This is a genomic window from Phormidium tenue FACHB-1052 (assembly GCF_014696675.1).
Lineage (GTDB): Bacteria > Cyanobacteriota > Cyanobacteriia > Phormidesmidales > Phormidesmidaceae > Nodosilinea > Nodosilinea tenuis_A.
This window is the reverse complement of the sequence record NZ_JACJQN010000002.1, coordinates 146,633-167,764: the sequence shown is the minus strand read 5'-3', so window position 1 is coordinate 167,764 and position 21,132 is coordinate 146,633. Positions and strand designations below refer to the sequence as shown.

The 21,132-nt window shown below is 51.8% G+C and carries 19 protein-coding genes and 1 tRNA gene; 9 read left to right on the top strand and 11 right to left on the bottom strand.

Annotation, left to right across the window (positions count from 1 at the left end; genetic code table 11):
* Positions 1-309 precede the first annotated feature (309 nt).
* Complete coding sequence (locus H6G07_RS04600) at positions 310-1,329, top strand: glycosyltransferase family 2 protein (protein WP_073607340.1); 1,020 nt, start codon at positions 310-312, stop codon at positions 1,327-1,329.
* Positions 1,330-1,400: 71 nt separating this feature from the next.
* Positions 1,401-2,648 carry a glycosyltransferase family 4 protein gene (locus H6G07_RS04595; protein ID WP_073607341.1) on the top strand — a complete coding sequence of 416 codons (1,248 nt, stop codon included), beginning with the start codon at positions 1,401-1,403 and terminating at the stop codon, positions 2,646-2,648.
* Positions 2,649-2,651: 3 nt separating this feature from the next.
* Here the strand turns inward: H6G07_RS04595 and H6G07_RS04590 are convergent, their stop codons facing one another.
* From H6G07_RS04590 to H6G07_RS04570, 5 genes are all read right to left on the bottom strand, one after another.
* Positions 2,652-3,101 carry a hypothetical protein gene (locus H6G07_RS04590; protein ID WP_139296934.1) on the bottom strand — a complete coding sequence of 150 codons (450 nt, stop codon included), beginning with the start codon at positions 3,099-3,101 and terminating at the stop codon, positions 2,652-2,654.
* A gap of 78 nt (positions 3,102-3,179) precedes the next feature.
* Positions 3,180-4,418: an alpha/beta hydrolase gene (locus H6G07_RS04585; RefSeq protein ID WP_073607343.1), complete on the bottom strand. Its 1,239-nt coding sequence runs from the start codon at positions 4,416-4,418 to the stop codon at positions 3,180-3,182.
* A 35-nt stretch (positions 4,419-4,453) separates the two neighbouring features.
* Positions 4,454-4,744 (bottom strand): hypothetical protein, encoded by a 291-nt coding sequence (locus H6G07_RS04580; RefSeq protein ID WP_073607344.1) that lies wholly within the window; start codon positions 4,742-4,744, stop codon positions 4,454-4,456.
* A 124-nt stretch (positions 4,745-4,868) separates the two neighbouring features.
* Positions 4,869-5,912, bottom strand: a complete 1,044-nt coding sequence (locus tag H6G07_RS04575; protein WP_073607345.1) for an ABC transporter permease — start codon at positions 5,910-5,912, stop codon at positions 4,869-4,871.
* Between the two features lie 8 nt (positions 5,913-5,920).
* On the bottom strand, positions 5,921-6,769 hold the full coding sequence (locus H6G07_RS04570; RefSeq protein WP_073607346.1) for an Npun_R2479 family HD domain-containing metalloprotein: 849 nt from the start codon (positions 6,767-6,769) through the stop codon (positions 5,921-5,923).
* A gap of 642 nt (positions 6,770-7,411) precedes the next feature.
* On the opposite strand from H6G07_RS04570, the gene H6G07_RS04565 reads away from it, so the two are divergent.
* The 3 genes from H6G07_RS04565 to H6G07_RS04555 all read left to right on the top strand — a co-directional run bounded on the left by H6G07_RS04565 (position 7,412) and on the right by H6G07_RS04555 (position 9,590).
* Positions 7,412-7,483 (top strand) — tRNA-Gly (locus H6G07_RS04565).
* A 232-nt stretch (positions 7,484-7,715) separates the two neighbouring features.
* A complete protein-coding gene (locus H6G07_RS04560) occupies positions 7,716-8,879 on the top strand; it encodes a site-specific integrase (protein ID WP_073607347.1) in 1,164 nt (387 codons plus the stop codon).
* Between the two features lie 33 nt (positions 8,880-8,912).
* The gene (locus tag H6G07_RS04555) at positions 8,913-9,590 is read left to right on the top strand and encodes a hypothetical protein (RefSeq protein ID WP_073607348.1); all 678 of its coding nucleotides are present in this window, start codon (positions 8,913-8,915) and stop codon (positions 9,588-9,590) included.
* A 57-nt stretch (positions 9,591-9,647) separates the two neighbouring features.
* On the opposite strand, the gene H6G07_RS04550 is transcribed toward H6G07_RS04555, so the two are convergent.
* Positions 9,648-10,298: an XRE family transcriptional regulator gene (locus H6G07_RS04550; RefSeq protein WP_073607349.1), complete on the bottom strand. Its 651-nt coding sequence runs from the start codon at positions 10,296-10,298 to the stop codon at positions 9,648-9,650.
* 96 nt (positions 10,299-10,394) lie between these two features.
* Here H6G07_RS04550 and H6G07_RS27000 point away from each other — a divergent pair, with 96 nt between their 5' ends.
* The 3 genes from H6G07_RS27000 to H6G07_RS04535 all read left to right on the top strand — a co-directional run bounded on the left by H6G07_RS27000 (position 10,395) and on the right by H6G07_RS04535 (position 13,611).
* Positions 10,395-10,721 (top strand): helix-turn-helix domain-containing protein, encoded by a 327-nt coding sequence (locus H6G07_RS27000; protein ID WP_073607350.1) that lies wholly within the window; start codon positions 10,395-10,397, stop codon positions 10,719-10,721.
* A complete protein-coding gene (locus tag H6G07_RS04540) occupies positions 10,603-10,899 on the top strand; it encodes a helix-turn-helix transcriptional regulator (protein WP_073607351.1) in 297 nt (98 codons plus the stop codon). Before H6G07_RS27000 ends, H6G07_RS04540 begins: the two co-directional genes overlap by 119 nt.
* Positions 10,900-11,214: 315 nt before the next feature.
* Complete coding sequence (locus tag H6G07_RS04535; protein WP_199311912.1) at positions 11,215-13,611, top strand: DUF3987 domain-containing protein; 2,397 nt, start codon at positions 11,215-11,217, stop codon at positions 13,609-13,611.
* Positions 13,612-13,773: 162 nt separating this feature from the next.
* Here the strand turns inward: H6G07_RS04535 and H6G07_RS04530 are convergent, their stop codons facing one another.
* Genes H6G07_RS04530 through H6G07_RS04520 form a run of 3 tightly spaced genes read right to left on the bottom strand, consistent with a single transcriptional unit; the run spans position 13,774 to position 14,847 of the window.
* The gene (locus H6G07_RS04530; RefSeq protein ID WP_073607353.1) at positions 13,774-14,082 is read right to left on the bottom strand and encodes a type II toxin-antitoxin system RelE/ParE family toxin; all 309 of its coding nucleotides are present in this window, start codon (positions 14,080-14,082) and stop codon (positions 13,774-13,776) included.
* On the bottom strand, positions 14,082-14,348 hold the full coding sequence (locus tag H6G07_RS04525) for a ribbon-helix-helix domain-containing protein (protein WP_073607354.1): 267 nt from the start codon (positions 14,346-14,348) through the stop codon (positions 14,082-14,084). Before H6G07_RS04525 ends, H6G07_RS04530 begins: the two co-directional genes overlap by 1 nt.
* Before the next feature lie 16 nt (positions 14,349-14,364).
* A complete protein-coding gene (locus tag H6G07_RS04520; protein ID WP_073607355.1) occupies positions 14,365-14,847 on the bottom strand; it encodes a Fis family transcriptional regulator in 483 nt (160 codons plus the stop codon).
* 183 nt (positions 14,848-15,030) lie between these two features.
* On the opposite strand from H6G07_RS04520, the gene avs2 reads away from it, so the two are divergent.
* A complete protein-coding gene (gene avs2, locus H6G07_RS04515) occupies positions 15,031-19,257 on the top strand; it encodes an AVAST type 2 anti-phage system protein Avs2 (RefSeq protein ID WP_073607356.1) in 4,227 nt (1,408 codons plus the stop codon).
* A 27-nt stretch (positions 19,258-19,284) separates the two neighbouring features.
* On the opposite strand, the gene H6G07_RS04510 is transcribed toward avs2, so the two are convergent.
* Together H6G07_RS04510 and H6G07_RS04505 are read right to left on the bottom strand one after the other, a co-directional pair.
* Positions 19,285-19,728: a carboxysome distribution maintenance protein McdB gene (locus H6G07_RS04510; protein WP_073607357.1), complete on the bottom strand. Its 444-nt coding sequence runs from the start codon at positions 19,726-19,728 to the stop codon at positions 19,285-19,287.
* Complete coding sequence (locus H6G07_RS04505; RefSeq protein WP_073607358.1) at positions 19,721-20,497, bottom strand: ParA family protein; 777 nt, start codon at positions 20,495-20,497, stop codon at positions 19,721-19,723. The genes H6G07_RS04510 and H6G07_RS04505 overlap by 8 nt, the downstream gene beginning before the upstream one ends.
* Between the last annotated feature and the right edge of the window lie 635 nt (positions 20,498-21,132).

Here is a 21,132-nt window from a genome sequence, read left to right as displayed (position 1 = left end):
ACTTGAATTCAAGGAGGTCTGTGTGAAAAGTCGACCTTAAAATACACGTTGTCAAAAGCAAAGTATCCCTCGAAAGAATGAGATCTTTTTTGAGCTATCCTGGTTCAATTGGGTACCGCTTTAAAGCTTATTTTTCTCCTAGAAATTGTTATTCCAAGGTGTTCACTAAATTCGCTTTTGAAGTAAATTTAACCTTGTCTTTAGCGGGTGGCCTTATGAAGTCTTAGTAAATTTCCTGGTTTTGATCTCGGCATTTTATATATAAACCTGTATTTTTAATGTGAGCTTTAGTCGTTAATTCTCTTAGACATGCATCAGATTGGCGTTGTGACTATTGGCCGTAATGAAGGTGAGCGTCTAGTTCGCTGTCTCAGGTCTTTGCAGGACAACGTACCCTCGGGCAGTCCCATCGTCTATGTAGACTCAGGCTCTACTGACGGAAGCGTTGCTAAAGCTCACGAAATGGGTATTCATGTTGTCGAGCTCGATATGTCTGTGCCGTTTACCATGGCACGGGGGCGCAACACGGGCTTTCAGCACTTAGTTGAGAATTTCCCCCAGCTCACCTACGTACAATTTATCGACGGCGATTGCGAACTCCTGCCCAACTGGGTAGAGGCAGCTGTGGGGTCGCTAGAGAGCAACAACACTCTCGCCATTGTCTGTGGACGACGGCGAGAGCGATTTCCTGATGCCTCTCCCTACAATCGCCTGGCCGACATAGAGTGGAACACTCCCATAGGTGAAACCCGAGCCTGCGGGGGCGACATGTTGGCCCGTGTAGAGGCCATTAAAGCGGTGGGAGGCTACAACCCTAAGATGATCTGCGGTGAAGAGCCGGAGATGTGCATTCGCCTTAGGCAGAAAGGCTGGAGAATAGAGCGTATTGCTGCCGATATGACCCTGCACGATGCAGCGATGACTCGCTTTGGTCAGTGGTGGAAGCGATCGATTCGTGGGGGCTGGGCCGTTGCAGAGGGAAAAGCTATGTATGGTCAACCACCCGAGTCATATATGGTGAAGGAGGACAAGAGCGGTTTGCTGTGGGGGGCGATTATTCCAGCGCTGACCCTTGGCTTAGCTTGGCCTACCCACGGGCTCAGTCTGCTGCTGCTGCTGGGCTACCCGGTTTTAGGGTGGAAGATTTATAAGTATCGCCAGAGTCAGGGCGATGAGGCCAAAAACGCTCGGTTGTATGCTTCTTTCTGTACGGTTTCAAAGCTCCCTCAGGCGATTGGGCAAGGCCGATATTGGCTTAACCGCTGGCGCAATAAGCCCGCTACGCTGATTGAGTACAAGCCTGTTCCAGTGGCAAGTCCAGAGTCTTAGTCACAGCCCTAGAGTTGTTATTTCCTCCAGTTTTTTGATTTTTAATATTATTACTAATGGCGAGAAGCCCTATGCGCATTGCCTACTTTACCGGCACCTACCCTAGAGCCACAGACACGTTTATTCAGCGTGAGGTTATGGGACTGAGAGATCTGGGGTTAGAGGTTTTTACCTTTGCAGTACGCCGTCCCGGAGACGACAACATTGTAGGCCCTGAGCAGGCTGCGGAGCGATCGCAAACCAACTACCTGCTGCCATTTAATCTGGGGCTGATGATCAAGGCTCATCTGGCATTGCTGTTGGGTAATCCGAGCCGTTACTTTAGTAGCATCAAGCTGGCTTGGGCCACGAGCCAGCCTGGTCTAAAGGGCTTTCTCTACCAGCTAATTTATTTTTTAGAAGCGGGTATCTTAGCTCATCTCATTACCACCCAAGATATTACTCATTTGCACAACCACATTGCCAGCTCTAGCTGTACCGTAGCGATGTTGGCCGCCGAATTAGGTGGGTTTACCTTTAGCTTTACAATGCATGGCCCCCACATCTTTTTTGAACCCTACCGATGGCGGGTGGATGAAAAGATTAAGCACGCTAAGTTTGTGGCCTGTATTAGTCACTTCTGCCGCAGTCAAGGCATGATTTTCTCGCGGCCCGATCAGTGGGAAAAATTACAAATTGTACATTGCGGGGTTGACCCAAGTTTGTTTGAGACAGTGACCCATCAAGGCGTTGGCAAACGGCTGCTCTACGTGGGCAGATTAGCAGCCGAAAAAGGGTTGCCGGTGCTGCTAGAGGGGTTGACAGAGCTGATCGACATTGAACCTGACGTGATTTTAACTGTCGTTGGGGATGGCGGCGATCGCGCACTATTGGAACAGCAGGTGAGCGACTTAGGGTTACAGAACCACGTGCGATTTTTGGGCTATCAATCTCAGTCGGCAGTGAGAGAACATCTCAAGAATACAGACATATTCGTGCTGCCCAGCTTTGCTGAGGGCATTCCCGTTGTGCTAATGGAAGCGATGGCGGCGGGCGTTGCGGTGGTCGCCACTCAGGTTGCTGGGGTGAGTGAACTGGTGCAGTCAGGGGTAAATGGCTACGTGGTGCCGCCGGGTGATCGCCAGGCTCTGTCAGATTGTATTAGTTTTCTAATGAAAGACGCTGACACCCGCAACCGTTTGGGTACTGCGGCTAGAACCAAGGTTGAGCAAGAGTTTAATGCTTTAACAGAAGTTGAGAAACTCTACCGACTCTTTACTGGAGAAGCCTATGGGCAGGCAGATGCGGCGGTTAAAGCTGACACCAGTGCCGTTGTCTAAGGGCTAACCTGGGTTTTCTGGCCCATTCTCGCTTGCTGTCAAGAGCGGAATGGCTTGCCACTTAGGAGAATCTCCGCTCTGGACATTAACTGGCTCTAGCAGCAGCCACTGGTCTTTGGTTGCGCCCCGCTGGAGATAAACATCAAACTCTCGGGTCTGGCCTCGTTGGGCATTGGTTAGGCTGCCCCCCTTGAGGTGGTAAGTGCCGACAACTTCTACGGTGGGTTGCCCGGAAAGCTCAGTCCAATGATGGTCAGTAATGCGAATGCGGCCCACCTGAGTTCGATCGGTGGGGGCTGCGGCAAACTGGCGGTAAAGAACGGCCTGGGTTTGAGAGAGCTTTTGGGCGATCGCCCCCTCAACCACCGCCCTAGGGGGTTTGGGGTTAATTAGCCCGCACCCTAGCAGCGACAAGCAAAGCATACACATCAAAAGCCATCCGATTGGCCGCATCGAGTATCTCTCCTCTAAAGCCGCTACCTTCAGGCTACTGCCTTACGTGCCCGGAAGAAATGGGTTGGGCATGAAAGGCTACGGGTTGGGACGCAGCGCCCAAGCCAAAAACCGCTCGGTATAATACAGGGAAATTTGATTGCTGGGGCCGCGAAACACCGCATCAAAGGCATGTTCGGCCCAGGGCAGGGCAATCCACGCCGCCACATTACTGCTAGCTTGGAGTTGTTCGTATAGCTGCTGACCGTAGCTGGGTTTCACCACATGGTCGCGTTGCCCGTAGATCAACAGCGTTGGCGGCAACCCCGACCTAACCGAGAAAATTGGTGAGGCCTGCTGGTAAAGCGCGGGGAACTGCTCTGGGGAACCGCCCAAAAAGGTTTCTAATACAGCACGGGTATTAATGGGATCAGGTACTGGTGGGTCATAGTAGCCTGCCGACAGATTGATCGGGCCGTAGTAGTTGACCACCGCTTGTACAGGCAATGCCCCAGGTTCATAGGTGGCTAGCATGGCCAAATGGGCTCCGGCAGACCATCCCACTAGGGCTATGCGGCTGGGATCGATGCGGTAGTCTGGGGCGCGATCGCCCACCCATTCCAGAGCGGTCTGCACATCCTTAAGCTGGGTGGGGAAGCGGTACTCAGGCGCGTGGCGATAGTCGATGGCCACAACTGTATAGCCCTGGGCTGCCATATAACCGCTAAACCGGGCTGTTGCGGCGGGTTCTCCCCGTTGCCAAGCGCCGCCATAGATGGTGATGATAGCAGGGTGCAAATCGGGTTGGGTGGAAGATTCAGGCGGCTGGTAGATATCCAAAGCCAGCGTGGCACCGTCTGGGGTTAAGACGGTCTGGCGCTGTGGCTCGATTGCAGGCTCTGGCAGCCCCCGAATCAAATCCCTCAGGATGAAGGGGCGCGATCGCAGCAAGGGCCGCACCTGAGCCGGAATTTGGCTGCTGTAGTTTTCGCCCAAAGCCCTTTGCATTTGGGCTTCTGCCCGCCGCACCGTGGCAGGCAGTTGCAGCAGGGGCAAGCTGCTCAGCACCAGACCGGTAGCGCTGAATCCTAGGGTTAGAAACCACACAAAACTGCGCGATCGCCCCCGATTTCCTATCTTTGCCCCCCGCAGCACCAACGCCAGCGCCAGCACGATTCCCTGACCCAGCAGCAAAAATGGGCTGACCTCTGGAGCCCCCACGCCTAAGGGCAAGAGAAAAAAGGTTGGTGCGGGAACGACAATCCAGAGACTTAGAAACAGGGCGATCGCAGCGCTAGCCGCGATCGCCCAATCGACCAGTTGCCACAGAACTACCATGCAGAGGCTAACCGTTCACTGTGTTGTCTTTGCCCCTAGATTCTAGGACGTCCCACCAAAAGCCGATTCAGCAGCGCCAAAATGAGGGTAAAAATGGTGGCTCCGATGATCGACCAAATGATTGGAAAAGACTGCCCGCCAATTTGCAGAGCAAATAGCTCTGGCAAGCCCAGATTGCGAGCGATTAACACGCCCAAGTATGACCCGACAAAACCTACCACAATCGAGGTTAGGCATCCCCCCGCTGTATAGCCTGCCAGCGATTGGCCAATGCCACCACAGATAGCCGCCACAACTAATAAGACCAGCAGCTCAATAAGTCCCACAAGCCACCTCCAGCCTCAATAATCAGCAGCTTAGTTGTGAGCTAGCCAGACGACACCTAGCACAAGACATAGCTTCTAGAAAATCCTGGGGCAGACACGCTAACGACCTTGCCCCTTAGCCTAACTACTGCTTCAACGTTCGCGGATCTAGAGCATCGCGGAGGCCATCACCGAGCAGGTTAAAGGCCAAAGATGTCACCACAATCAAAATGGCAGGGGGCCACACCAGCCAGGGCTGGAGAACGAGGATAGAAGCATTGGTAGCCAGGGTGAGCATGTTGCCCCAAGAGGCGTCGGGCTGCTGAATACCCAACCCAATGAAGCTCAATACCGCCTCTGCCAAAATAAAGCCAGGAATCGCCAGGGTGGCGGCAATAATACCGTAGGTAGCGGTTTGAGGCAGAATGTGTCGGGTGATGATGTAGAGCGATCGCCCCCCCATCACCCGGCTGGCCTGCACAAACTCCTGCTCTTTGATCGACAGCACCTGGCCGCGAATCACCCGCGCCAGCCCAGCCCAGCCCACCAGCGACGTGATCAGTACAATTAGCAAAAAGCGCTGGGTGCTAGAGATGCCCGCAGGCAGCACCGCCGCCAGGGCTACCAGCAAATAAATACTGGGGATAGTCATTAACACTTCCACCAGGCGCATCAGCACGGCATCGACCGCGCCGCCAAAGTACCCAGCCATACCGCCCACCAGCATGCCCAGCGGGAAAGAAATAGCGATACCAATTAGCCCCACGCTGAGACTAACTCGGCTGCCGTGGATCAGCCGACTGAACTGGTCACGGGCCTGCTCATCGGTGCCCAGCACGTTAATGCGGGCGGGGCCAGCGGTATCAAACAGGGTCAGCCGCCCTTTATCATTGCGGTGGAAGATGCGGAGGGCAGAGGGCTGGGTGCGATCGACGACGATTTTGCGTTCCCCAGTGTTGATGTCTACCGGCCCTTGGGTGGTGGGATAAACGTGGGGAAAGAACCGCCCCGTTGCGGCATCGCGCCAGTACACATGCGTGGGTGGCAGCAGTGACCCATTGAGCTGAGACTCGTAGGGACTGTAGGGGGCAAAAAAGTCGGCCCCCAAGGCCACGGCATACAGGGCGATCAGCAAGATCGCCCCGAGCTGGGCCAGACGATTCGTTCTAAGCTTGCGCCACCAGGTCATAGACGGTACTAGGTGTGGATTACGGTTTGCTCGTTCTCCACCATAAACACATTTGAATAGAGGTTAGCAATTATTTGCTTACCTTCTTGGGTGAGCGACAGATAACGCAGCCCATCTTGGATGTAGGGATGCACCACATTCCAGTAAAACTTGGGGTAGTTGGCCCGCAGATCGCCAGGATGATCGTAGCTCAGGTACTTGTTCTGCCCCGTTTCCTCAAACTCGTAGTACAGCGCCCCAATCTTCTTCAGATAGCGGGGGTCGCTGAGCTGGCCAATCAGGTCGGCCGCCCGCACCAGGCCGGGGAAGTGCTGGGTGTCTTGGTGGTCTTCTTCTTTGGGCACCGGAAAGCGGGTGAGTTCAATATTGCGCTTGATCGCGTCGGCTTCAATCACCGGGTTGCCGCCGAAGCGTTCTTCAATGAATCGCTTGCCCCGATCGACGTGGTAGGGGGTGAGGGAGGCATCGGAGGCACCGGGCTGGAGCATGACCATTTCGTCGCCCTGGCCGGTGGCGTAGAGATGGTTGCGGTCTTGGTCGCTGCGGCAAACTCCTTTCACATAACCAATGTCATGGCAGACCAGGGAAATGATGAAGTGCATCCAGTCTTTGCAGGTGACACCGCCTTCGCGAATGTGCTTGCCCCGCAGAATCTCTTGGCCCACTAGAGCGACTAAAACGGTGTGCTCAACGTTGTGGTAGAGCGCGTCACTGTTGGCGATGTTTTCAAGCGCCATGCTGCCCGCCCAAGCAATAATATCTTCGTAGTCGGGATTTTGGCCGCCGTAGGTGCGGTGGTAACCCACCCGCAGCTTGTCGACAAAGTCACTGATGAGGATTTCGGTGGCGTTAAACATTCCCAAGACCTGCCTTTCTAAGAGTCGAGCCGTTGGCGTGAGAGAGCAGTGACGACGGGGTGAACCAAGCTCACGCATATCTATGCTATTAGACCAAACCTTCCCCATTCGGGTGTGTGATTCGAATCAGTAAAAATCATGAGCTTGGCCCCTCAAAACTGGTTGAGAAGGCAATTTCCCTGGAAAATCAAGCGATCCCAAGGCTGTAAGGCTTTCGGCTATAGCGGGGAAATCAATATTTCGTAACCTACCTAGCTGCTAGTCAAAGGTTGTGACTGTGCAAAATTGCCATGCTTCTGCTCCTCTAGAGACCACAGCTGGTTCATCGGTTGAGCAAGATGAACGATCGCGCCCCATTCTAATGACCTCTGACCTGAAACTAGGAGCCGGGAGAGAAACTCGCAGCTCCACGGCGATCGCAGGGTTGGGGCTTTACCAGCTCTCATCCTAGTGGTGCCAGGGTTGTTTACCTCGATCGCCTGGATAACAGGGCGATCGCAGGGTTCTTGAGCCGTTTTAGCAGCAGCCCCTCCATTTCCGGCCCGCCCGCCAGATCAAAAACTTCGACAAAGAAATATACCTTGAGCAAATAATCGTATAATGAAGTCGCGCTAGCAACCTGGCTTGCTCAGCGACATCCTTGCGGGTGTAGTTCAGTGGTAGAACGTCAGCTTCCCAAGCTGAATGTCGTCGGTTCGAGTCCGATCACCCGCTTTCAAATGTTTCAGCCTCAAACGCCTTTCCAGAAAGGGATTCAGCCATCAAGATGTTGATTTCTTTTTGGCAAAGTGGCCGTGATGTTGGGTCACTTTGGGGCAGTTTGGGGGTAAAAACTGGTACGAAATTGGTATAAACCTCCGGGCACGAAAAGCGGATTGATGGGGTCTGGAATAACCGTAGATAACGGCAAGGGTGCAGGCGATGTACTTTACCCCCACTCCGAACTATGGCTAAAGGACAAGTTAAAGTCGAAGTTTATTCCGAGCGCTTGCGGTTGCGGTGGAGCTACCGGAGCCAGCGCTACTGCTTGTCGGTTGGCTTGCCAGATAGCATCATCAACCGCAGGGTCGCAACGCAAAAGGCCCAGCAGATCGAGCTAGACATGCTGAGCGGCAATTTTGACCCCACGTTGCAAAAATACAAGCCTGAGGATCCGCTGCCAATGGTTGCACCTGGGTCTGAGACGTCTCAGACCTATACCGACATCTTTAAGCAGCATTGGGATGAGTTTGTTGACGATAAGGGGCAGCGGCTAGAGAGCCCCTTCACCATCGTGAGCATGTACAACCCAATTCCCAAAAAGGTGCGCAATTTTGGGCGCAAGATCCTTGGCCGCCGTGAAGCCCAAGAGTTCGTCACGTTTATGCTGCAAAGTGCTTCTGCTGCCACCATTAAGAAACAGGTGATCATCCTGAATGACTTTGGCAACTGGGTGCAGCAGAATAAATTGGTGGACGCAAGCTGGGAAAACCCTTTTACCGGGCTGACGGAGATGTGTCACCCGGTGCCACCGCTCAAAGTTCCTCCCTTCAGCGAGGCGGAAATTAAGCAAATTATCGGTACCTTTCGCGACGATCGCTACTACGCCCACTACACCGACTATGTTCGGTTCTTGTTTATGACGGGCTGTAGAACCAGTGAGGCCATCGGCCTCCAGTGGAAGCACATCCGTCGCGACTGTACTGGGATTACGTTTAACGAAACCCTGGTGCGGAAGGGCACCGGCACGGCTCGCCTGCGCAAGGCCACAAAAACGAATCGGGCTCGGTTCTTCCCCTGCAATGGTGACCTACAGAACCTGTTGTTAGCCGTTCGCCCTGAAGACTACAAGCCCGATATGCTGGTCTTTCCCAGCCCCAAGGGCAAACCGATTGATGCGACCAACTTCTTAAATCGGGCCTGGCAGAGCATTTTGAAGAAGTGCGGCATGACTCAAGAAAACGGGCTGTATCGCACCCAGTACAATACCCGGCATACGTTCATTAGCCACATGCTGGCGAAGGGGATGTCGGTGATTGAGGTGGCCAAGCTGACTGGCCATGATCCTAAAGTTCTGTTGGAGCACTATGCTGGCCTCATTAGTCAGATCGAGGTGCCTACGTTCTTTTAGGGGTTGTGGTTTTGTCGAGGAGCGCTATCCGTCATGACCTGGAACACCAATTTTGGCAAGCGCGTGCTGGAGGGGGCAGAGGCTAAGTTTTATCTCCACATTCTCCAAGCGGCGGTTGAGTTCAGCCAGGAAGCGGTTGAGTTCGACAATGTAGAGGTTATCACTGGAGACCGCATCTTCGACAGCGCCCGTTTTGAGCAACGGGTGGTGTTGTGGCATCGGTGCCTGGAGGCGTTACTCAAACCCGAGGTGCCGGTGCCACCCCTCACCAATGTGCTAGAAGCAGCTGCCTATTTCCCTTTTGCCTGGTTGACCCAACGGGTGGAGGATGAAATCGCCTTCGCTGACTGTATTGAGGAGGATGACGACCCGTTTTACTGGCGAAGACTGATTTGGGAAACTCTGAACGCCCTGGGAATGCTTAAGGTTTTAGAAGCCGAGTTTGAGGAGGAGGAGGACATTCTGCCTATTGAGGTGGACTGCGAGGACTCGCTGGAATGGGAAAACTGCATTGATGAGCTGGCCGATCGCATCTTTTGGGATCGTGACTGGCAGGTAACCTACAACCATCCTCAGTTGCTAGATGGCATTGAGGAAGAGTTTGCCAATCAAACGGGAATCTCGGAAGACTATGTCCAGAATCGTCTGCCTAAGGTGACACAGGCAGAAGCGGATGCTGCGTTGCAGAAAATTTTAGATTGGCAGAATTAGAAGGAATAGTAGCCAGTCTGACGGGCCTCAGCAAGTAAATACCAACTATCACAAAGGTCATACGAGATGTAATTTGTGGCCAACCCAAATAACTCTACCCATAAGGCTTAATCCACTGGCTTGGCTCGACAAGGCGAGGGAGAAAGCTTCGTAAGCCACATTATCACTCAGAACTCGAATTGTCTTCTCAGCAACATATTGCAGGCGTTTAACCAAAATTCGGTCATCCAGCTTGAGTAGATAGATGCCATGAGTCACCGCCCCCAGATCTCGATCTGTGGTGTCTACCAACACCAGCGCTCCTACTGGCAAGGTCGGCTCCATACTGTCATCAACCACCTGGATCAGCATCAGGTGCTCAAACGAATCCGGGAACTCTGTCTGTAGCCATTCCGTCTCAAAGGCCAGCGGATTTTTTTGAATGTACTTCTCAGCTAACGCTTGAGGTGAGTCGTGAGGAGCTGTCCCAGGCTGACCCGTTGCCAGCCACTCTACGCTGATATTAGCCGTGCGGGCTATAGCGAGCAGTGCCGGTCGAGTTGGCTCGCTTTGGCCATTGAGATATTGGCGGAGTACGGTGTCAGAAAAGCCGCAGTCCCTGGCAAAGCCCCGAATGCTCTTGTCGCCGACCGCTTGCTTCAGGCGGACTGGAAACTGATCAACTGCCGTGGCATCCGCCTGCGCCTCATCAGGTAAGGGATTAGTCATAGGGTTACATTAATTGCAGATGCAAATTATAACACTTGACATGCAAGTTATTTGTTGCTAACTTCATCGATATATTGATGGAGCTAAGACAATTCTATGCATGTAGAAGACATTAAAGCAGCTCTACGCAAGCAGGGCTGGACTCTGACCAGCATTGCGAAAGAACTGAATATTGGCACCTCGGCAGTCTCCCATGCCTTGACTCGACAGCGATCGCGCCGTATCGAGCAAGTGGTGGCGAGCAAACTTGGCCTGCCTCCCCATGAGATTTGGCCCCAGCGGTATAAGCGAGGAAGAGTAAATCATGGCCCAATTCATCAGCAAGCGGGAGGCTATTCAGTACCTCAAGCTCAGCGATACGACACTGAAGCGTTATCGGTTGCAGGGGGTGCTGATCGAGGGCATCCATTGGGTTCGCATTAACAGCCGCTGCATTCGCTACAACCTGGAGCTGATGCAAGACTGGCTACACAATCGTCATGACCCGGTTGCTCACCAGCGAGCCATCAGAATTTACCAGGCCAGCTTGTTGAGTAATCGTAAAAAACCATCTCACTCCACCACTCGAAATGACTCAACCAAGCTGAAAAACAGCAAATAGAGCTTTCAGAGTTTAGTCAAATTGTTGACAGCTTTCTAGCCTCATTCTTTAAGCTCAAGATTGATTGAAAAAACACCCCAACTACTTGCTAGCTAGGGTGCCGAGTTCTTTTTTTATTTTTCACAGCCGGGTTAATCAACGTCTTGAAGCGGTTTGTCAGAACCACTTCGCTCATTAACCTGCTACTGAAACATGTGTTTTCAACTATAGCAAAGTCATGGGCAATGTCCAAGACTACGAGGCTGATTGGGCAATCTACTGAGCCCAGTGGCAGGTTAATTGTGGTGGCCCGGCTCCTAAATTTAGGAGCTAACCATGGCACAGTATGTTTACTCAGGGCGATCGCGCCCCTGTCCGATTTGTGGACGCACTAAAGACCAAGACTGCCGCTGGAATGAGGATGTGGTGTTCTGCCATACCTACGTAGACCAGGATGCAACGGCAGATGGCTATGTTTATCGAGGCGCGACAGCCGATGGCATGTGGGGGCAATACTTTGCAGCCACTACCTCACCCGAGAAGCCCGTTCGCCCCCAGCAGCGACAGGATTACTTTTATCCCAGCCGGGCAGGTCAACCACTGGTGAAGGTGACGCGGGTAGATCGGGGCAACGGTGCAAAGTTTTTTGTGCAGTACCACTGGAACGGGCAGCAGTGGATCAAGGGGCTAACCCCTGAGATTAGAGCCCAGGTGCCGGTCTACCGCTACCGGGATGTCCAGAATACCCTATCCATCGGTCAATCCATCTGGATGGTAGAGGGGGAAGGCTGCGCCGATGCTTTGTGGGCGATTGGTATTCCTGCGACCACTACCCTGGGGGGCTCGAAGAAGTACCGCAGCTATGGGGATTACCGCCAGGATTTGCAGGATGCCAGCTTGGTGCTGTGCCCGGATCGCGATCAGGTTGGCATTGCTCACATGGAAGAAGTCGCCCAAGACTTTCCCTCGGCCCAGTGGTGCTACCCCTACCCTGACAGCCTGCGCTGGCACAATCTGCCCAAGCATGGCGGGCTGGATGTGGTGGATTGGATTCACGATGGGGCTACAGCGGAGCAGATTCGGGCGGCGGTGCAAGACCGGCGGCAGATGGAGGTCAACCCTCCCCAAGGCCCCGAGCGACTGTCGGTGCAGGCCTTGCAAAACCAGATTCGCACCTATCTGGGCTCCAGCCCCACCGAACTAGCCCTGGCGGCGCAGGTGGTGCAGTGGCACCAGGAGACGGGGATATCGGCCAGGGATATCGGTAACCTGGTCACTTTGGTGCAGGCGGAGCTGGAGCAAACCGAGGAACGGGACGATCGCCGAGCTGAGATTCACCAGCTGCTCAAAATTGGCGACTACCAGCTGTGTCTAGGAGAGTATCTTCACGCCGACCTGGCGGAACCCCTGGAGCAGATCGCTGATTGGATCGGGGCGACGCCAGCGGCCATGTTGGTTACGCTACTGCCGGTGGCGGCGTCATTGCTGCGGGTGGGCACAGAGCTGGAGATTGATGCCGGGATGGGGTTCTCGGTGCCGCCGATTGTGTTCACCGGGTTAGTGGCCCCCTCGGGCAGTAAGAAGAGCCCGATTCAGCGGCAGATTTTGGGGCCGCTTTCACTGCTCCAGGCGGAGGCGGATCAAGAGTATGAGTATGCTGCCTCGGAGTATGAGGTTGACCTGCGGGATTGGGAGCAGACTAAGGTCGAGGATAGAGGCATTCGCCCCAGAAAGCCGATGCCACGGGAGTATCACACCTCGGATGCGACACGGGAGGCGATCGCCCGCATTCAGTCCCAGCAGCCGGAGCGGGGTATTTTGGTGACGCCGGATGAGCTGGCGGGTTTGTTCAAGGGGCAGAACCAGTACCGCAATGGCCGGGGTAACGATAAGGAGTCGCTGCTGACGGCCTTTGATGGCTCGGGGCTGAAGGTAGATCGAGCTAGTGGCCTGCGCATCAGCCTGCCGCGCACCAGCCTGAGCCTGACGGGGACGATTCAGCCCGATATTCTGCGGGAGATGATGGGGGATTGCTCAGATGCCAGTGGCCAGTGGGCCAGATTTTTGTGGTGTCTGCTGCCGCTGAAGCCTGCGCCGTTTCCCCGACGGACGGTGCGCTATGACGTGTCGGAGCGGCTCTATGGCGTCTACCAGCAGCTGGAGGGGTTGACGGCCCAGTGCTATCGGCTGAGCCCTGAGGCCAAAGCATTGTTTGCGGATTGGTATGACCAGTTGGATCAGCTGCGGGTGACGGAGACGCACCCAGGGTTGCAGGCGGTGTATTCCAAGATGCAGGGCTATACGGGGCGACTGGCGCTGATTTTGCACTGCCTGAATGCGGTGGTGGAGGGGCGTTTGCCGACTCATGCAATAGATGCAAGTCAGATGCAGGCAGCGATTAAGCTGGGGCGCTGGTTCATTGGTCAGGTGAAGCTGCTCTATGCGGACGGGAATACGGTGGATGGGGCGCTGGAGCCGGTCTATACGAAGCTGATTCAGCTATCGCGGGTGCGGGGTTGGCTGCGGGCGAAGGATGTGCGGAATTATGAGCGCAGCTTACGGAAGGCGGGGGTGGAGGTGATTCGTGCTCATTTTTTGGAGCTGGAGGCGATGGGGTATGGGGAAACCCAGGGGATGGGGAATCGGCTGCGGTGGCGGGCAACGGTAGACACGGTAGACAGATTTGAGGAAACGGTAGACGGGGTGTCTACCGCTGAAAGTATTGGTGGATAAGGGTTGTAGCGAAACGGTAGACAAGTAGACAGGGTTTGCCAATGGGGAATTACGAGGAAAGTGTCTACCGTCTACCGAAATGGCTGAAGGGCTTGTGGATAAAGGCTTTTGCCCGGTAGACAGAGTGTCTACCGGGCGTCTACCGTGTCTACCGAAAATCGATTACTCTTCGTCGTCTGTGAACAAGCTCGTCAGATTGCGGTAGCCACTGACGACTCGCAAGATGTCTACTCTAGACTCTGTTGAGGTGTAGAGAATAAGGTAGCTCTCCATTGAGAGGCTGCGCAGCTCTGGGAGGATTTCGTCGCGTGGCCGCCCCAGATTAGGGAATTGGGTAATTCTGACGAATTTGGCATCGAGCTTTGAGAGGAAGCGCTCGGCCTGCTGGAGCCCAGTCTGACCGGCGATGTAGTCTGCAATAGCCTCGATGTCTTGAATGGCGGGCTGGGTTAGGTAAAACTGAGGGGGCATTATTCGGGGGATGCGTGGCGAGACCGCAGGTTTTCTCGAATCTGGGCCATGGCGGTGGGGCCTTCGACTAAGTCGCCGCGTTGGGCTGCTTCCCAGCCGATCTGGGCATCTTGCTGGAGTTCGGCGAGTCGCCCTTGATAGATGTCGTCTTGCTGGTCGAGCAGGTGTATACCTGCTGTGATGACATCTAAGGCAGATTGGTATTTACCAGCAGCAATCTGGCGCTGGATAAGTTGCTCTAGTTCAGGGGTAAGGACGATTTGCATCGGGATGACACCAGCCTCAACTTTTCTGAGTTATGTCTCCCATTTTAAGGTCTCCCTCAACGCCTAGGTTACGACCAACCACCTGCTCTGCGGATCCGTGACTGCTTACTTGCTCAATATTGCCGATTTCTGCACTGCCCTTGATTCGCACCGTATCCAACACAACTTGAATAGACGGGGATTGAGCCTGGATTTGCTGAATCAGCTCTTGCAACTGAGCCGCAAACCTCTGATCTTCTTCCATCTGGCTGACCAGTTCTCCCTCCAGCACCTGGATATTCTGTTCCGTAGGCTTTTCCTCAGCCCGCTTCAGCAGACCAGATGTTCCCGCCGATTGGAGTTTGTTCTGTACCGTTTTGCGAACCAACTGAACAGTCTCGCCACTTTTCTCAATGGCCGCCTCACCAATCTTCTCACCAATTTTTTCGCTAGCTTTCTCCAGCACCTTGGGCAAAACGATGGTAGTCACGACACCAGCCAACACAGAAAAGGGTTCCATAAACTTCTCCTTATGGGTGAGCTTTAGATACAGCCTCTACGACCGTCCGTTCAGAGGGGCGCTATCTTTCATTCTATGAGCGGATTGAATTATCACCTCACTGGCCTTTTTCGGGCCAGGTATAATTTGCCACAAAGGTTCGGCTACCCTCCTCCTTTTTCGTGCTTCTATTGAACTCAAGCCATGAGCAATCGCCCAGACCCCCAAAATCCACAACAGCGTGTTTTCGAAAATGTCAAAGTCGAGGGGAACCTCACGACGGGCGATATCCATCAAACAATTAATGTACAAGAAGTTCAGTCTCACAAGCCCGAAATCACCCTTCGGTGGATGCAGCGGAACTTTGAGGAAGTGAAGGCGAATGCTGGGGCACGTTACACACCAGAGATTCATGTTGCCCTACCCGAAGCATGGGTTTTTGAGGGACTGGGTAAAACCGATGCCTTCTTTGATCGTATTCAAAGCCTATACGGTCAGCTATATCGCAGAAGTAACAAAGCAAAACTCAATAACACCTTACATCAAAGATTTCCAGCTATCGCTCAAAGCCTCGAAGCGTTGCAGCAGCCAATTGCTGCCCTGATTACTGCCTTGCAGCAGATTGAAAGGGATAGTCTCTTAGAGATCGATTTCCAACACATTGCCGAACTTGCTGCACATGCACAGACTGAAGAACACAACTTCTACACTACAACCTGGGATGCAGAATCTTCCTCAAAAACTGATACTTCACAAGCAGTTCAGCAGACTGAACCAACTTCCCGGCCTGACAAAGAAATCATTGGAGGTGTACGCCACAATGTTTCTCAGCTTTTAGATGCTGTACGAGAAATCGCTGAGCTTGTCATTAGCGCAAGTGCTGAAACGGCTAACAAAAAGGCGCTTTTAGTATTGGGGGAAGCGGGTACAGGCAAAACGCATCTCTTCTGTGATGTGGCCAAACGCCGTCTGGAGCAGGAACTCCCCACCATCATCTTGCTAGGCCAGCATTTTAACCAGAGCGAACCTTGGACTCAGATTTTGCAGCGATTGCAGCTGCCCTTTCGCGATCGTGATGAGTTTCTCACCGCTTTAGAAACAGCCGCTCAAGTCCGTGGAAAACGAGCCCTGATCTTGATTGATGCACTCAACGAAGGAGACGGAAAACATCTCTGGTGCAATGAACTGCCAGGAATAATCAGGATCTTAGAAAACTATCCACGGATTGGACTAGCGGTTAGCTGCCGAACCTCGTATGAGCGAATTGTTATTCCTGAAGGTCTGGTTCCTGAATCAATGACGCAGGTCAATCATCGAGGGTTTGCAGACCATGAATACATCGCTACAGCAACCTTCTTCAACCACTATGGGATTGAACGCCCCAACATTCCCCTATTAGTACCGGAGTTTTCCAATCCTCTATTCCTGAAAATCTTCTGCCAGGGGTTAGCAAAACGAAAGCTCACTCGTGTTCCTAAAGGACTCAAAGGCGTTACAGCAATTTTCAACTTCTTCATTGATGCGGTTCATGACACTCTATGGCGTCGGCTTGACTATGACCCCTCAGCAAACTTGGCTCAGCAAGCTGTCAATCTGATTGCTCGACGTATGGCAGAAACAGGTCAGCCCTGGGTTGAGCGAGCAGATGCCAGTACCCTTGTGAATAATCTTCTTCCTGGAAGCAGCTATCAACAGTCTCTGTTTGCCAATCTTTTGAGTGAGGGCTTACTGAACGAAGATTTGGTGTACCGGCCTGCCAGATCCGAGGGTAACGATATTCAACAGATTGATATTGTCAAGTTTCCCTATGAACGGTTCAGTGACCATTTGATTGTCCGACATCTGCTCGATACTCATTTGAATACAAGCAATCCTGCGACTTCTTTCACTCCAACACAATCACTGGGTAATTTAGTAACTGATGCATCTCAGGCGTGGAGTAATAGTGGCTGGATTGAAGCATTGAGTGTACAAATTCCAGAGCGAACAGGATTAGAATTAGTGGAACTGATACCTTCCATAAAATCCTGGGATCTTGTGCAACGTGCTTTCCTTCAGAGCCTCATCTGGCGAGAACCGACAAAGATAACAGAAGCAACCAAGGATTACCTTAATGAGGTTTACATCGAAGGGGATCGCGTTGAAGAAGTTTATGACTTAATGCTTACTATCGCAGCTGAACCAGATCACCCCTTCAATGCAAAGTTTCTACATCAACATTTGGTGAGACTAGATATGCCCGATCGCGATCAAGTTTGGTCCATCTATCTGGCTCAAAACTACGATCAGGAAGAAGCAATTGATCGTCTTCTGGAATGGGCTTGGAATGCAGAAAAATCCCATATCTTGGACGAGTCAATTGAGCTTTGTACGATCGCACTGACTTGGTTTTTGACGACTTCTCACCGTTATGTACGCGATCGTGCGACAAAAGCATTGGTTTCAACACTATATCCAAGGCCACAGATTCTACTCAACTTGCTTGAAAAGTTTGGTGAAGTCAATGATCTCTATGTGGCAGAACGGCTTTGTGCAGTTGCTTATAGTGTCTCCATGATGAGTGATAACTCTGAGGCTATTGGAGAACTAGCGAGTAGAGTATACACATGGATATTTGCTAAAGGTGAGCCTCCTGTTCACATTCTGCTTCGCGATTATGCGCTTGGTGTGATTGAAACAGCCAATCATCGAGGAGCTTTGCCACCAGATATAGATATTGAAAAAGCACGTCCACCATATCAATCTGAATGGCTGGCTAATATTCCTTCAGAAGAAGAACTTAAAGCCAGTGGGAAGTTATCTACTAGCGGCAGAGATTTTGCTGGTGGGGGACTTACTGCTATAAAATCATCAGTTATGGGATTTGGGGATTTTGCTAGATACATCATTGGTACTAATTACGGGTTTTTCCCCTGGTCTTCCTGTCGATTAAGTGAGAGAAAGAAGGCTGAAATTTTAGTAATTAGAAAACAAAAAACTGAAGAGTTTGTTAATTCGCTAACTGAGCGCCAAAGACATGCTTGGGGAGAGTATGAAACGATTCAATACAACATTCAACAATTGAAGCGGCAAGATGAAGCCAAACAAATAGAAATCTTAGGTCAGGCACTTTCTATAGAGCAATGGGATGAGTTTTCTGTTAGGGGAGAAAATAGATTTCTGAGAACACTAGGCAAGAAGAAGCAGCAATGCTTCAAAGACTATATTCTACCTCATAAGCTAGATCCGCAGGGCAATAAGCTTAATTTTGATCTAGCAATAGCTCAACGATGGATTTTTCAGCGAGTATTTGAATTAGGTTGGACAGAGGAGAAGTTTGATTGGTTTGACCGGCATCTCAATCGGAATGGCTATGGGCGCCACGCCAATAAAACTGAAAGAATTGGCAAGAAGTATCAATGGATTGCATATCATGAGTTCCTTGCGTATGTTGCCGATAACTTCGAGTTTCTTGGAGATGAGGTTGACGATTTTGAGGCTAAATATAATGGTTCTTGGCAAATTTCTGTTCGGGACATTGATCCTTCAATGCTCTTAAGAAAAACACCTAATGAAGATCGTTTTAACAGCTCATTTACTTGGTGGAAGCCAATCCAATATGAGTTTTCGGAAGCAACTCCAGAAGATAAAACCAGTTGGCTCGTTCAAAAAGAGGATTTTCTCGATCCGTTTCAACTTCTAGAAGTTATACATCCGGCAAGCGGCAGGAATTGGCTAGCCCTTGAAGGATATTACAATTGGAAGGAACAAGGACCAGTTGAGGAAGAGCGCTATGAAGGAATAAGGCGTAATATGTGGTTTCAGGTTAGAAGCTACATTGCCCGTCAAGCCGATTCTGAAGAATTATTGGAATGGCTTAAAGAACAAAACTTTATGGGAAGGTGGATGCCTGAATCAGTTCAAATGGATGAAGTCTATGTCGGAGAGTTTCCTTGGGCAACTGCTTCCACTCAGTTTAGGAGCCAGGAAAATATCTGGGGAAGGCAGAGAGAGCGCTTACCTGCGCCAGTCATCGTAACAACTGTTAACTATCTCTGTGAGAGCAGTACACATGATTGTTCAATTGATGAAACTATTTCTGCTCTAATGCCATCTGCATGGCTGATAGAAAATATGGGATTGCGATGGTCTGCGGGCAATTTCCGATATGTAGATTCGAGCGATGAGCTTACTGCATTTGATCCTTCAGTTGAGGAAGCAGGGCCAAGTGCATTACTAATTTCTAAAGAGAAGCTAGCTAGCTTTTTAGAAGAGCATCAGCTAGTACTAATTTGGACAATTCTTGGTGAGCGTCTTCTTACAAATAGATATGAATGGACAGGAAACGTAGAGATGTCAGCAGTTCATTCTTTTCAAAATGGCATCTTAATAAATGGATCGCTTAAGGCTTGGCAGAGGCTTGCACCTGGCGAGAAATTCCTTCTGGAGTAAGTTTTACGACTTCTCGCCTTTTCACAATTATCCCCTCAATCGCTTCTGCATCGTCTCCAGCTTCCTCAAATCCGCTGCTCGCTTCCGCCGCTGGTAGCGCTCCTTCGCCACTCCATTCACCGCCTGCATCGCCTTCGGATGCTCCGCCAGGTAAAGGTACGCCGCCTCAAACCACACCTCCTTGGTGATCTTCTCATCCATACAGAGGTGGCGCAGGGCCTTATCAATCTCTTCTTCCAACCGGGTCGTCGTCCGCACCAGCTGCGGTAACTCCGCCTCATCACCTTGGCTAACAGACATACTGACGTCAACACCCGTAGACTCGCTAAAGTCACTATATCCCGACCCATTGCCCTCCACTGCCACCTGTTGAGGAGACTTCACAGGTAACTCTGCCCCCAACCCATCGGCACGGGGCGGTACACTCGGGCGCTGCCGCTGCATCAACCGTTCCAGCGCATCCTCAGCCATTTCCTTGCCCCTGCTCTAACGCCTCAATCACCCTACGTAAAGGGAATTCTAGATCCGCGTACCCAATCTCCGACAGCCGCTGTCCTTGCCGAATCGCCTGCTTGTAGCGCTCACTCTCCACAATTGACGGCAGCACCGGGATTGAGCCCGCCACCTGCTGCATCGCGGCGATCGCCTCTCGGCTATCGGTTGCCTGAGACCGACCAAACCACTTATCTCGAAACGGCAGCACCCCCAGCACCTGGCCCCTAAATGCCCGTATGCGCCCCATTTCCTCCAGCAGTTCTAGGCTGCGCAGTAGTGAATTTACCCCCTTGGTGGAGGCCTCCGCTGGAATTAGCACCCAGTTAGAGGCACCCATCACCGACAGGCAAATCTGGGTGCGCTGGGGTGGCGAGTCGATAATGCAAACGTCAAACAACTCCTTCACGGCCTCCAGGGCATGGTGCAAAGCCAAGGCTCCCATCCCGATGGTGGCCAAGTATTCCTGGGCCTTGTGCAGCCCCTCATCGGCTGGAATCAAAAACAGATTCGCTGTCGCCAGCGGATAGATGCCATCGGCTGTTTCCACCTGGCCCTTCAGCACCTCCAGCAGGGTGGGTTCATTTGCCTGAACGTCATGGCCTAGATAAAAGGTGAGATTCGCCTGCGGATCGGCATCCACCATCAGCACCTTCTGACCCTGGTTTGCCAGGAGCCGCCCCAGCAGCAGCGAAACCGACGTTTTCCCCTGCCCTCCAGAGAGCGACAAACAACTCACCGTCTTCATAGCTGTGTTTCACTCCTTGTGTAATGCCCAGCTCCTGATCACCTCTACAAGGCTCGCCTTACCCAAACCCCTGCCGCCTTTAAGCTTGTGATTCTAGAGACATCAAGACGTATTGACGTCAATACACTCGTTTTTGTGTCTGCAAATAAGTTGTCATGTCATTCTGTCGGTTGAAGCTTGACTATTGGACTGAAAATATCTGCGACAAAAGGGAACCGATGAACATGGCAAAACGTCGCTTTTGGAAGTTTTTTTATAGATCAATTTCGATTGCAACCATAGAGTTCTTGCGTGCAGCTAATCGTATTTATAATTGACAGTAAATTTTCGATTGATAGTGGCAATTCATGACTTCAGTATAAAAAGAATCTCCATTTTTAAAAGTCTACATAGATTGCTCAATAGCTTGATTAACATCACGCAAGATTACAGAATCAGACCCGATATTAGCTGTCTTGTATAGGCTTTAGACATAGCTTTGAGCTGTCTGAGCCTGAATCCACAATTTAGTTTCTCATTTCCCCACCGCTGAAAAATATTGCTATATTGATCAAATCTTTACGCAATTCGAGTTGAATACTTCACTCATTGGTGAGCACGCGAGTCATGTCATCTGACTGATTTCAGGAGACTTC